10 protein-coding genes are annotated in these 13,704 nt (G+C 43.3%); 2 read left to right on the forward strand and 8 right to left on the reverse strand.

Annotation, left to right across the window (positions count from 1 at the left end):
* Positions 1–152 precede the first annotated feature (152 nt).
* The 7 genes from F6K51_RS23390 to F6K51_RS23420 all read right to left on the reverse strand — a co-directional run bounded on the left by F6K51_RS23390 (position 153) and on the right by F6K51_RS23420 (position 9,959).
* Positions 153–470: a hypothetical protein gene (locus tag F6K51_RS23390; RefSeq protein ID WP_075895645.1), complete on the reverse strand. Its 318-nt coding sequence runs from the start codon at positions 468–470 to the stop codon at positions 153–155.
* A gap of 197 nt (positions 471–667) precedes the next feature.
* The gene (locus tag F6K51_RS23395) at positions 668–985 is read right to left on the reverse strand and encodes a hypothetical protein (protein ID WP_293024712.1); all 318 of its coding nucleotides are present in this window, start codon (positions 983–985) and stop codon (positions 668–670) included.
* Between the two features lie 1,272 nt (positions 986–2,257).
* Positions 2,258–2,692 carry a HetP family heterocyst commitment protein gene (locus tag F6K51_RS23400; RefSeq protein WP_293024713.1) on the reverse strand — a complete coding sequence of 145 codons (435 nt, stop codon included), beginning with the start codon at positions 2,690–2,692 and terminating at the stop codon, positions 2,258–2,260.
* A 169-nt stretch (positions 2,693–2,861) separates the two neighbouring features.
* On the reverse strand, positions 2,862–4,466 hold the full coding sequence (locus F6K51_RS23405; protein ID WP_293024715.1) for an HlyD family efflux transporter periplasmic adaptor subunit: 1,605 nt from the start codon (positions 4,464–4,466) through the stop codon (positions 2,862–2,864).
* 797 nt (positions 4,467–5,263) lie between these two features.
* On the reverse strand, positions 5,264–8,491 hold the full coding sequence (locus tag F6K51_RS23410; RefSeq protein ID WP_293024717.1) for a peptide cleavage/export ABC transporter: 3,228 nt from the start codon (positions 8,489–8,491) through the stop codon (positions 5,264–5,266).
* Between the two features lie 446 nt (positions 8,492–8,937).
* The gene (locus tag F6K51_RS23415) at positions 8,938–9,243 is read right to left on the reverse strand and encodes a HetP family heterocyst commitment protein (RefSeq protein ID WP_293024719.1); all 306 of its coding nucleotides are present in this window, start codon (positions 9,241–9,243) and stop codon (positions 8,938–8,940) included.
* A 293-nt stretch (positions 9,244–9,536) separates the two neighbouring features.
* On the reverse strand, positions 9,537–9,959 hold the full coding sequence (locus F6K51_RS23420) for a hypothetical protein (RefSeq protein WP_293024721.1): 423 nt from the start codon (positions 9,957–9,959) through the stop codon (positions 9,537–9,539).
* A 1,247-nt stretch (positions 9,960–11,206) separates the two neighbouring features.
* On the opposite strand from F6K51_RS23420, the gene F6K51_RS23425 reads away from it, so the two are divergent.
* Together F6K51_RS23425 and F6K51_RS23430 are read left to right on the forward strand one after the other, a co-directional pair.
* Entirely contained in the window at positions 11,207–11,674 is a 468-nt protein-coding gene (locus F6K51_RS23425) for a phosphate-starvation-inducible PsiE family protein (protein ID WP_293024723.1), read from the forward strand.
* 20 nt (positions 11,675–11,694) lie between these two features.
* Entirely contained in the window at positions 11,695–12,159 is a 465-nt protein-coding gene (locus tag F6K51_RS23430; RefSeq protein ID WP_293024725.1) for a nitrate reductase associated protein, read from the forward strand.
* A gap of 83 nt (positions 12,160–12,242) precedes the next feature.
* Here the strand turns inward: F6K51_RS23430 and F6K51_RS23435 are convergent, their stop codons facing one another.
* Positions 12,243–13,625: a CBS domain-containing protein gene (locus F6K51_RS23435; RefSeq protein ID WP_293024727.1), complete on the reverse strand. Its 1,383-nt coding sequence runs from the start codon at positions 13,623–13,625 to the stop codon at positions 12,243–12,245.
* Between the last annotated feature and the right edge of the window lie 79 nt (positions 13,626–13,704).

Consider the following 13,704-nt stretch of genomic DNA (forward strand, 5'->3'; position numbering starts at 1 on the left):
ATTGACTATCCTGAAGCAATCACACTGAAGCAATCAAACCTAAACCTGAGTGTAATCATGTTCATATAGAACTGAAGGTACTGCATTCTATTAGGATATGAAGACACCCAGGTTTAAAAGTTAATGAATCAGGAAAATATCCTGACTAATTACTACTGGATAGCAGAGAATCCAATACCTTGAGACTTAGTAGCAGTTACGCCACCTTGCTCAAGAGTCAAGAAGAAGCTTTCTTGCTTACTAGCAACATTATTACCTGCATCGCTTTGAGCTTCAGAAGCAGTATTACCGGAAGCAGTAGCAGTATTACCGATATCTACTTTAACGTTAACTGTAGTATTGAAAAGTTCGTTTTCTACGATGCTGCTGTTAGTGCTGAAAATGCTGGTGAAGTTGTTGGTTAAGGAAAGTCCACCTTGAACTTTGCTAGCTTCAACGGACTCTAGATGATTTAGGTCAGAAATAAGCATTAATTTTCTCCTTCTTGGTTGTTAATTTTGTTGGTAACGCCGAGGATTGACTATCCTGAAGCAATCACACTGAAGCAATCAAACCTAAACCTGAGTGTAATCATGTTCATATAGAACTGAAGGTACTGCATTCTATTAGGATATGAAGACACCCAGGTTTAAAAGTTAATGAATCAGGAAAATATCCTGACTAATTACTACTGGATAGCAGAGAATCCAATACCTTGAGACTTAGTAGCAGTTACGCCACCTTGCTCAAGAGTCAAGAAGAAGCTTTCTTGCTTACTAGCAACATTATTACCTGCATCGCTTTGAGCTTCAGAAGCAGTATTACCGGAAGCAGTAGCAGTATTACCGATATCTACTTTAACGTTAACTGTAGTATTGAAAAGTTCGTTTTCTACGATGGTGCTTTTAGTTTTGAAAACGCTTTGGAAATTGTTGCTTAATGAAAGTCCACCTTGAACTTTGCTAGCTTCAACGGACTCTAGATGATTTAGGTCAGAAATAAGCATTGATTTTCTCCTTCTTTGTTGTTGATTTTTTTTGTTTCGAGCAGCTTTGTTTGAGCTGTTGATATAACTATATCCAGATTCCCCTAGGCATGTCTCGCCAATTTGGCTTCAACCTTTTATTTTTTAAAAATTACTGGATTTACTATAAGTATTTATTCAGTAGTAACGAATTCTGTATTAGTTCAAAGAGATTGGTAATTTTGATGGCGTTGTATCGAAGTACTTTATTATTTAGGAACCGGTCATTATATCTAACCTAATTAAAAAAATGCTGGCCACTTTGGCTTAATATTTATGCTTTACTCCTCCCACAACTAAATAGTGAGCAATAATCGATTCTGAATTAGTTCAAAAAAATTGGTAATTGTGATGGGCTTTTATTGAAGTACTTTATTAGTTATAAACTGGTAATTATATCTAATTTAATTTTAAAAAATAACGCCACTTTGGCTTGATAATAATGATTGACTCCTCCCACAACTAAAGAGTGACTAGTAACCGATTCTGAATTAGTTCAAAGAGATGGGTAATGTTGATGAGGTTTTATTGAAGTAAATTATTAGTAATGAGCGGGTTATTATATCTAATCTAATTAAAAAAATGAACGCCACTTTGGCTTGATATTGATGGTTGAATCATCCCACAACTAAAGTAGGTGCTAAAGTCCGTGGGATGTTGAGTCATTAGTTAATAGCAAAGGGAACAGCGGAGCAGGGAACAGGGAGCAGGGAGCAGGGAGTGTGGGAAGTGTGAGGAGAGGGGGCGTGTGGGGCGTGTGGGAAGTGTGGGGAGATGGGGAGATGGGGAGATGAAATTAATAATGTGTAGCCCTGTGAGGGCTAAGAATTGGTATAACCTGAGTTCGATATAAGCGATCGCTTGACGAAAGAGTAAGAAATACAAGGGTTGGGCAACTAGGGTAGATTAAGGCTTTCAGGGTTACGTCGAACTTAGGTTAACTAGGGATTAGCCACGCTTAAACCCCTTAGATTAGGCCCGCTTAACCATTAACCGTGCCACCTAGCCCTAACCCTCAAAACTAAATTGACAAAGTACTAGGGCTGTTTTTACTAGGGCTATTTTTACTAGGGCTATCTTTCCTAGGGCTGTTTCATACCGGTCTGTGATCAGATCAAAAAACGCCTCGTCCATCAACACGGACAAGGCAGTTCTTAATGAATTAGTTTGACCACAGGCTTAGTCTGATCCGGTGTAGTGCTAAGCAGTAGTGGTAATGACAAGGAGCATGGGTAGGAAAATGATTACACCTGCTCACCACAGGGAAACCAAACAGTCTCGCCGTAAATAATCCGCTAATTTCTTGAGCATGGATTCCTCTTCTTCCAGTTCAGCGATCAACTGCTGTTCTTGATCCCCACCGTGGACCTGTGAGGTTTTATTGCCAAGCTTCTCTACATAAGCCAGATCTTTGATCTGGCTCAAACGCTTCCGTGCATTCAAGGCTTTAGTGCCATTGTTAATCATACTAGCTTGCTTCTGTAAGATCATATCCCGGTTTTGTTTGAGCAAGCGGCTGTAGGTTCTAGAAGGCATGTAGTCTAGGGGGTTATGGCCCGCAAAGCGTAGCATCAACACACAAGCCCAAGAATACTTGCCATCAAGGATGGCTTCCTCGATCTCGCTAAACTTATCGGTATCCATCACTTTGTCGAGCTTGGTATTGGCAGAAGGAATACGATAGGTCATGGTTATTTCTGATCCTGTAAGTCTAAAGGTCAATAGTTTATAAGGTCGGGTGCAGTTAACTTGCAGATTTCAAGGAATTACTAGCAAGTTGACTACTAAGAATTAACGGTCAACTGTTAACCGTCAACGGAAAACGATCAGTCAGTGATGAAAATGAGACAACAGAGCACTATAGATCGATGCCACTTTTTTGCAGCTGTCGCATCGGATCCAATAAGAAATCGATAATCCGACGGCGGCGGATGATGATGTCAGCATTGGCGGTCTGACCAGCCTTAAACCGGATGATTTCATCATCTTCAATCACATAGTCACGGTCAAGGGACACTTTCACCTTATAGACTGAACCCATTACTTGATCAGCTTTAGCATCGGAAGAAATGGAAATCACCCTGCCTTTGATGATGCCGTAATCCTGATAGGGATAGGCATCAAATTTCACTTGCACCGGCATTCCTTCGTTAATAAACCCTGCCTCGCGAGTAGGCAAACTTGCCGATAGCACTAGGGGGGCACCTTGAGGAGCGATTTCGGCGATGCTATGTCCTGGTTGCACGACTTGACCAGTATTAGAAATGTTGAGGGAAGATATTATCCCATCCACTGGCGCTTTAAGAAACTTCTGTTTGAGCCTGGTTTTAGCAGTAGTAACTAGGGTTTCATTTTCAGAAATTCTAGCTTTGATTTGGGTCAGTTCCACTTCCAACTGTTGAATTTTCTGCTGTGCTTCTAGGCGAGTGGTGCGTCCCGTTGCTTGCCGATGCTCTAATTCTGCCTCTAGTCGTTTGATCTCTGCTAAAGTTTGTTGTAGCTCACCTTGGCTTTGACTAGTCGCCGCTTCGCGATCGCGTATACTTTGCTGAGCTTGAAAGATTTGTTCGCGAGTACTCAAACCCTCTTGCAGTTTGCTTTCGGTAACAGCACTTTGGCTAGCACGAAAGCTTTGTTCTGCTTGAAATACCTGTTCTTTGGAGATTGCTCCTTCTGCCAACAGAGGCTTAAGATTATCGAGTCGTTCTTTAAGAGCCACTACATTAGCCCGCCGTTGCTGGAGCAGTTCTTGGGCTGTCGCCTGCACCAGCTTCATCCGTTGTAATCGTTCGCGATTAGCGGCTTTAGCTAACTGATGTTGAATGATTTGTTGTCTAATTGCCGATGCACTAGCTTGTGCTCGTGCGATCGCAGCTTGTTGTGCTTGAACTTCTGCTTGGGTAATCTGCTCACGAGTTTCTGCTTCCAGACGGGTTCTTTCAAGCAGTCCTTGCATCTGAACTAACTTAATCCGGTCGGCATTAAGCACTTTCTCTAAACGCTCTACTTCCTGAGTAGCAAGCTCTGTATCCAGTTCCACCAAGACTTCCCCAGCTTTAACCGCTTGCCCTTCTTTGACCTTAATACTAGCAATCTTCCCTGGCTCAATCGGGTCAACTTTATAAACGTCCCCTTTTGGCACTAAGCTTCCATGAGCTTTACCGACTTCATCAATCTGCCCAAACGTTGCCCAAGCCACAAATATCGTACAGAAGCTTAAGCCACCCAACATCAGCAGCCGGGGAAGGTTCGCCGGAGGCTGGTCAAGGGTAGTTTGTATGGAGGTTGACCATTTGGACGTACTAGGAGCATTGGCAGTATTGGTTCCTACCTCTGTGCTGGGTGAGGCTACAGGCTCTTGGTCATAATCAGGTCTCAGGCGACCTGATGGCATTAAAACGACGTTACCTTGACGACTCGTAGCCGCCTCAGGTGGGGAGTTTATTGGTTTTGCTTGTGTCATGGTGGTAGATCACGCTAAATTAACATTTTAGGGAAATGACCAATGTTTTGGGAAAGAAAGCGACCAATTCTCTTGCTGCCCTTAGCTTCCCGGGGGGAGTTTGGCATTGTTGCGCAGACCGAAATCTTTGGCATTACCTGACTCTACTTGCCCCTTTTTCAGATAGCTTCAATGCACCCCGAGATCAGAACTTAAACCCTTCCCCTTTAAGTAGCCGTCGGTCGGTCAAACCGCTTGGCTGAGCACGCTGTCAGATGTGGACTTGAGCAGGACTGACCCTAGGGTTAGGCTCTCCAAGTTACCTCCGTCTCACCTTTGGTGGGGTAAATGGGAATCAATTAAACAAAGGAATGGAATTAAACAATCCTGTGAGTGTGCGTCATGGGGGATTCTCAGGGGATTCTAAACGGTTGCGCTTGAGATGGGTGTGGAGCCATATCTAAACACGTTTTTCTCCCCTTCTGTTCACACAGGGGTTTTCCACTTTTCTGATAAAAGATCAATTTCATCTGAGTATGTTGCTAAATTGGCAGATTTTTGTTTTTTTTTTACAAAGCTTGACATAGCGATAGCTAGCTTCAAATTTCATTTGTCCTTAGTCATTATTCCTTTTCACATCACTGTGTTGCCAAATTGGCAAATTTTTACATAGTTTGATATAGTCATAAGTAGCTTCAAATTTTATTAGTCATTAGTCCTTTGTGACTAACCAGGGTCTGTTGGTATTTACAAAGGACTAATGACTAAATAACTAATAACTAATAACTCATGACTAATGAGCACTTGTTAACGATATATTAAAGATCTAGCTGCTGCTGCGCTAGATGATAGTAAAGACCTTGACGATCCATGAGTTCCTCATGGTTGCCTTTCTCGACCAGAACACCTCGGTCTAGGACAAGGATGCAGTCAGCATTGCGCACTGTAGAGAGGCGGTGGGCGATGATGAAGGTAGTGCGATCGCGACTAATGCGAGCTAAGTTTTGTTGAAAGCGGCGCTCGGATTCTGTATCTAGGGAGCTAGTCGCTTCATCCAGAATCAGAATCTTGGGGTTGCCCAATAGGGCTCGGGCTATGGCAATCCTTTGTCGCTGTCCACCAGAAAGGGTAGAGCCTCGCTCTCCGACTTTTGTATTATATCCCAAAGTCATACCTTGAATAAAAGCATGAGCTTCTGCTAGTTTGGCTACCTCTACGGCTTCATCCAGGCTGAAATCCGGTCGGTAGAGAGTGATATTTTCGACAATTGTCCCCGAGAACAAGAAACATTCTTGGGGTACCACACCCATTTGAGAACGCAAAGATTGCGGGGAAATATGGCGGATATCGTGTCCATCTATCAAAATACGACCATTAGTCGGATGATAGAGACCTTGCAGTAGCTTCACCAAGGTACTCTTGCCCGAGCCACTGCGCCCCACTAGAGCAATGGTTTCTCCAGCCTTAATCTGTAGGGAAATATTCTGTAGGATATTGCGATCCTCATCCTCGGAGTATCGGAAGGTAACATCTTCCAATATTACATCACCCTTAATCTCAGGTAGAACCAGCATCGGTTCTTGAGGATTCTCCTCTGGTTTAGCAGATAAGACATCATTAAGCCGTTCTACAGACACCAAGATTTCTTGAAACTCATCCCAAAGATTCACTAGAGCCAAAATCGGACCAGTGACTCGGCCAATGAGCATATTAAACGCGACATACTGACCGATAGTAAGCTGCTCATTAATTACTAAGCTAGCGCCAAACCAAAGCAAAGCTGTGCTGCTGAGAGTATTAATTAGAGAACTAATTGACCCTAACCCGTTAGCCAGGTTTCTACCTTTAAATTGTACATTCAACTGATTGGTGAGGCGATCTTCCCAGCGCCAGCGCACTTCTTGTTCCGAAGCCGCCGTTTTCACAGTAGCAACCCCTGACATCATTTCCACTAACATAGAATTTTGTTGGGCTGCTTCTTTAAAGATTTCCCTGGACACCTGGCGTAGAAAGGGACTGGCAATCACAGTCAAGATGGCGATGGGTAAAATCGTTGCCAACACCAGCACAGTTAGACGCCAATTGTAGTAGAGCATCAGTCCAATATAGACAAACACCATTATGACATCTAGCCAAGTAGCAATCGCTTGCTGAGTTATAAAACCCTGAATTTTTCCAGTTTCCTGAATTCGGGTCAGGATATCCCCCACCTGGCGGGATTCAAAAAACTTCAGAGGTAAGGTCAGGGTATGGTTTATGAACCCACTGACGAAGGTGAGACTAAGCCGATTGGAAAAGTAGTCGAGCAAGTAGCGTCTGGTTATACTAACCCCAATCGTCCAAATGCCAAAGATGATTAGACCAATGGAGAAGACATTAAGAGTGACAAGGCTTCTGTTAATAATCACCCGGTCAAGAATGATCTGGGTAAATAAGGGAGTAATCAGACCAAAAACCTGAAGGATCAGGGTAGCCAAGATAATTTGCAGCAGGACTGAGCGATGGGGCCATAGCAACCCCCAAAACGGCCCTAAAGAACGTTTGTCGCTGGGAGTAATTGCTAGTTGGGGAGTTGGATCCAATAGCATGGCATACCCAGTCCAACCTTGGAGAAAGTCTTTGCGAGCAAGCGATCGCTTCCCCACTGCTGGATCTGCAACAAGTACCTTATTACCCTTTACCTGGTAGACAACAATATAGTGATCCCCTTCCCAGTGAGCAATCCAAGGATTACTCCGATCGGCTAAGCGACCTAAAGAAGCCCTGACTGGACTAGCTTGAAAGCCTAAACTTTCTGCTGCTTTAGATAAACCTTTGAGGGATGAACCAGAACGGCCCACTCCCGCCAGTTCCCGCAGGGAGTTGAGAGCAAACCGTTTACCCCAATACTGCCCAATCATGGCTAAGCAGGCAGCACCACAATCCGAGGAAGCTTGCTGCTCAATAAAAGGATAGCGCTGCCAAAACCTTAGGAATTTCCAACCCTGCTTTGCTGGTTTAGGAAAATCAAAGCTTTCTGACTGACTCGGTTCAAGGGGCGTTTGTTGCTTAGGAGGTTCTAAAACTCGCCGAGTCGGTCGTGCTCTAGTCTGGTTTGGATGTGGTGACGGAGTATGGGTTTTTTTAACTAAGCCTTGAGCCGATGGAGATTTACCGTCACCATTTTTAGCACTTTGCCTGTTCTCCTGATCTGGTGAGTCGGTGGAGTTAGCCAAAACTGGTGCGATCGCGCAAGCCGCTTGCCAATGCTCTTGAGGCAGCTGGTAAAGCAATACATCAGTTTGGGCAATCCAATCTGTTGGTACTGGCATCGGATATCCCCAACTTTCTCCGATCCTAGGAAATGGAGCAGAGGAATTTGCCTCTGTTCCTTCTGGCGTTGCCATTTGACCACTACGTAGCCAGCAATGCCCAGCTTGGGAAGAGGACACCAGAGACTCCCCAGCCTCAATGCGTGTTTCTATGATGTAGGGCAACAGTTGATTTAGGCTAACACCGTTAAGCGTACGCAATTTGGTCAAAGTCTTGAAGAAAATTAGGCATTGCCGGTGCTGGGCTTGTTGCCCCAGGATTTCCGACCACTTCGGCAACCGTTCCAACCAAGGCAAGAGTTGATTTAGGGAAATACGGGCAACTTGTCCTGAACTCGCTGCGATCGCTCTGTAAGGATAGGATAGACTACCTAAGAGATCATAGGCACCAAAGGTTTCCCCTTCTTCGAGTACCTGTATGGAAACCTCCCGCTGTTTTTCAGCATCAAAGCCTAGTAGTCGTACCCGCCCCTGACAAACTAGGTAAAGATATTGGTGATCTTGTTCAATCTCAACAGAATCTTGGGATAGCTCTGGTTTAGTATAGGCAATGATTTTATCCCCTAGCTGGAAGTGATCAAGGTCAAATGATTGACTAAATTCATAGTTGAGCTTTGGATCAACTGAGTCTAGGGTCAAGCTTTGAAGCACTACTGATAAATTGCTAGCAGGGTCTGGGTTGATGGCAGACGGTGGTAACCCATGCTCTGCCGAATCCCTGATTATATTCTTCATATGTTAAACATTGAAAATTGATTTTTAACAATTAACCATTTACAATTAACCATTTACAATTAACTACATTTAGTTAGCTAATAACTTAGGGTTTGTCAAGTCATTAACCGGCTCTTTACCAATAATTCACAAAAAATTCACCAAAACTTTAAGTAAACTTCATTTAAACTTTAAATTACCCCTATAGCATCTGGTGTAAAGTAAACCAAGACGGGTAGGGGGTAGGGAGATAGGAGGTCAAGTCTGAGTCAGATCATCAAGCCAATAGATGTCAGCTAGATGCAAGCAGATAGGGCGGTTGATGCGAGTGCAGTTCAACAGATTAAAAGGGAAGACGTTGACAAGTAGGCTCTGCATCAATCATCCATCAATAATCCATCCAACTGACCTAGGCAGGTGGGTTTTGTTCAGACTTGATGAATCTCCCAACTTTCCCGCTTAGCTGACTAGACCTTACTAACAACCTGTGATTGTGAGACAGGGGTTTTGCCAACTGGATGCTTACCAGCTTGACTATTTTCTTTGATTAACCGATTGTAGGTTCGGTAAGGGATGTAATGGAGGGGGTTGTAGCCAGAAAAACGCAGAACTAACACACAAGCCCAAGAATACTTGCCTGCGATGATAGCTTCTACGACCTGGTTAAGCTGCTCATTAGTCATGACTTGTTCAGAGCTCGTAGAGGTTGATGTTGGTTGAGATGTTCTACTAGTTGATGGTCTACTAGTTATTGAAAGCAATTTTTTGGCCATGGTAATCACCCAGAATTAACGACATCTTGTAATGGTCTATACCCAACTGGCAAAGGGAAGTTGCCAGTTCACCGGGGTAATAATTAAGCCTTGGAACAGGTTAAAGATTATTGCAATTGCGACCCATCTCTTACTATGGGGTTTTAGCTCATAGTTCTTGGTCTAAACATTGTATAAACACGCTTTGCATAAACACGCTTTGCATAAACACGCTTTGCTGCTACAAACTACCGTGGGGGACAATAACAAACTCTCAATCCAAGGATTAATCGGTGGCACATGTTGAGGCTCATTTACTCAACATATGCCACCGTGAACATTGGCCACAATGGATTCAACAACTGCTGGAGTAGAACAGAATTGAGTTTGAGATCAATTACCAACTTAAATACTTGCCAGTGGGGTGGGATTTTTCCAATCAGCCCCATATCAGTCCCTTGTAATGCGGGCAGAGCAGTGATTGCAGTTATGTCACAGAAGACTTTCAGGAGATTGAACATCCCTTGCAGTAAGCTGATTTCCCCCTTTTTGGCTCCCACCGATACTGATACGTTTGACGATAGCACATCATTCCGGAAATAGCTGCTATCCTGTTCAATGGCTTCAGTGCCAACACCCGTGTCGGAGGTGTCAGATGTAAGAGCCCTCAGCAATCTGTTCGAGATAGTTAACCCACAGCACTGCCAGCCATGGCTATGGTCGTCAGTGGGTTTCAAAGCTACTGTTTTAAGGTTCAATTTGCTAAGCACCCCTGAAAAGCTCTTATTAAAAAGCTGGATTAGAGAACGCGGCGATGGCTTCCGCTTTCCTAATGGTATGTTCATGAGTATGTCGGATAATTTTTTCAAAGTTGATGCTGTTGTGACACCTAATGTTACACCTAATTTTTCACAATACCAGAGGCTTCCCTAAATAGACTAAGCGCAGATGTAGTGAAACATTGATCCTATTTCAGGCCCGTTACAACAACAAATACAAACCCTTATTAAATTCCTCTGTCTTTAGACAGAACACTTTTCTGTTGTCTGGAGTAAATCCCCAAACACCTAGACACCGAAACAGATGAGCACCTGAATTTACAAATCTTCTAGAGTTTTTATCTAGAGTTTCTGTGTGGCTAACTGCTGAGCTGAGCGCTTTGAGTATATCTACTCAGCCTTAGCTCCATAAAGGCGATAGCGTCTAGCCTGAAGTAGTTACAAGTTCTATTAAAAAAGCTGGCCGAGTGAGCTGAAACAATAAAATCACGCTTCTTGAGCATAGTTACCCTCTTTGATTATTTCAAAAAAGACAAATCCAAAATTGGATTAGTTTGGCTGTAAGGTTGATGAAGTTATATTTCACGCCGATGCTCTTGAACGTGAAACTTTGTTCATCTACAAAAGGAAATCTAGTAAATTCGAGGGGTGGTTGTCAAGCGAAAACTCACATTTATTTTAGACATTCACATTTTATTCATATTTTCTTCACAAAATGACCAAGATTACGCAAATTTCACATAATCTTCACGTAATCTTGAGTAAACTGACAAGGAAATCTAGGAGCTAGATGTCACCCTACTCAACTTAAAGGGAAATTTCATGAAATCTTTACTATATCTTTACTAAAACTTGCTCCAGCCCCAATGTAAATTTTTGTGACAAATATCATGGTCAATCTGCCCCCTCTGTCCCCTCTTACGGTCTATTCTCCCTCTGGGGCTAGTGAACTAAGGGACTTCGTCAAGTGTAGTCGGCTCAGTGACCAATTACCATTTACCAATTACCGTCAATCATTGCATGAATCAGCAACGCCCTCCCTATTGCCGATCCTCTTGGCTTTATGACGTCATAGAGATTGCGATAGTTGAACATCGGAGGTGGCATCAGGGAAAGCCAACCACAACATTGACTCATCTGTTACGTTAATACCCCGTCGAAGTGTTAAAATCAACCATCATCTGTCTTTTTACTAACCTATTCCTATGAGGCGGTTAAGACAACTCTTCCAAAAACTTAGAGATGCAGGCAAAGATGAGAATTTCTTATACGGGCTAAATCTGTTCGAGGGTTTTGTTTCCAAAGTTCTCTCTTTGGTGATGGTGGTGGTAATATTGGTGGCACTTAGTAGCCTAGTTATTTCACTAGTTAAAGAAATAACCAATCCAGAAGCAATAGTTTTGAGCAAAACACTTTTCAAAATATTTGGACTGTTTCTAAATATTCTCATTGCACTAGAAATTTTAGAGAATATCACCGCTTATCTGCGAAAACATGTTATTCAACTTGAGTTAGTTGTTGTTACGTCTTTAATTGCCGTTGCCCGTAAAATCATTATTCTTGACCTGAAAACAACTTCTGGAAGCCAGGTAATTGGATTAGCAATTGCAATTATATCTCTATCAATTAGTTACTGGATTATACGGAGTACTAGCACAATAAAACATTATTAATGAATAATTTTGAGAAGATTATGACTAATTTTTTCCAATTTGAAGCCGATTTTGTGGATTCTTTACGCTGTATTCCTATGCAAGTGCGAATGAAATTAGACACTTGCGGCATCAAACTTAAACTGAGCCACTGGCATCAGTTTAATCAACAAGAGCGTCAGCAACTGGTAGAGTTACCCTGCACTACGACCGAGTCAATCCAAAAGTATGGAGACTATGTTCAACAGCTAGTTATAAACTATACAGGAAAACCGGCTTCTAATTTACCGGTTGATCCCCAAGCTCCCTGGATGAATTCTCAGGTAATTCCAGCTACCGTGGCGGAAAAAGCTATGGAATTTGGAGTCGTAGTAACTACTCAACAGTGGGCAGCACTAACTCCGATCCAACGTTTTGCCCTGATTAAACTGACGCGCCCTAGTCATGAAAACAAAAACTTTTTACCAGCACTCAAGGAATTCCAATTAGTTGTTGTTGACAGTTAACCTACCCGATAAGGGAAGCATCAGGGGAACACCCTTTAAAAAACTCAGAGCAAGTCAAATATGCCGATTAAATCTCGATTAGCTTAACTGCTAGAAGTACCTACCTGATCTACCATGACCTGATCCCGACAAGACTGGTTTTGGGCTTTCTGTATTAGCTCTCGCATTTGATCAACATTATCTAAGGCTGAATTAAGCTGGCTTTGACGTAATTCTGATGATAGGTTAGACTGGTTAAGTAGGTTTTCTAGAATAGCTTGAATAGTGTTGAGCAGGATACACAGTTGATAATCTTGACTGGTACCCAAGTTACTTTTGGGATATTTGAAAGCCTCACACTGTTGGGAATGATTTAATCCTTGACCCTCTATCCGTTGTGACAAAATCACTGTTAGTTCTCTGTTTTGGTCTCTGTTGGGTGGCTCTGATTGATGATTAAAACTATCTCCTGATAAAGCGATCGCATTTTCTGGAACCTCCCCAGACTGCTCACCAGGGGTAATCGCTTTGTGGGATTTGTTAACGGATTCTTTGGCTGGGTCTAATTGCTCAACGGTTTGCTGCAATGTCTCCACAATGCCATACATTTCCATTGGGTCAAACACTCGCAGCAGGGTGGTTTGGGTGACAATACCGATTCCTTGACCCCAATTCCAAGACACCACCAATCGCCGCACACGACGCTTTTGCATTTCCTGATGAGCTGTCCATAGAGAATCTTCAGGACTCAGCAGAAATAGAGGTGTACTCATGACATCCTGAGCCTGGACTTTAGACAAATTCAGCTTCAGAGACTGAAATTGGACAATATCCCGCTCTGTGACAATCCCCACTGGCATACAGCTATCCTCTCCATGGTCGGAGGTAATCACCACACAACTAACTCGGTGCTTATTCATGAGTCGGGCTAAACTCAATACTGAGACAGTTGGAAGGGCATTAACCACCTGGGGGGTCATCACTTCTGATACCCGCCGTAACTTGAGCAGATTAGCTGGTCGCAATACCTGGCGAATTCGCTCTGGTGAGACAACACCCACGAGCTGACCGTGATCATCGACAATTGGTAAGTGGCGAATCCGATACCGACGAAATATGAATAAGGCGGCAAAGATATCCCGACAAGCAGTTTGAGGAAACGTAATCACAGGCTGTGCCATGACCTCAGCTACTGTTACCTCTTCAAAGTTAATTCCATTAGCTGTTAGCCGGACAATATCCCGCTCAGTAAAGATTCCCAGCAACTGGTCTGAGTGCATTATCAAAACGCAGCTAGACCGTGGCTCACGAATGCTGAGCTGGTCTGACGGTGAGTCGAAATTGGGCAATGAACAACTTTTGCCTCGCTCCTTACTCATCAAAGCAATTATGTCTATTAGGAGAGTATCAGGAGCAACGATCAAAGGCTGATGGTCAATTGCCTCTTCTAGGGTTGGGGCGCAGATAAGTCGGTCGTTGAGTTGCATAGTTAATTTGATGGGTGAACTTCCTTGACCTACGACCGCCGCCAACCGCTACAAACTATGGCGCTGGTGTCATGGCGCT

The organism is Moorena sp. SIO3I8 (assembly GCF_010692325.1).
Lineage (GTDB): Bacteria > Cyanobacteriota > Cyanobacteriia > Cyanobacteriales > Coleofasciculaceae > Moorena.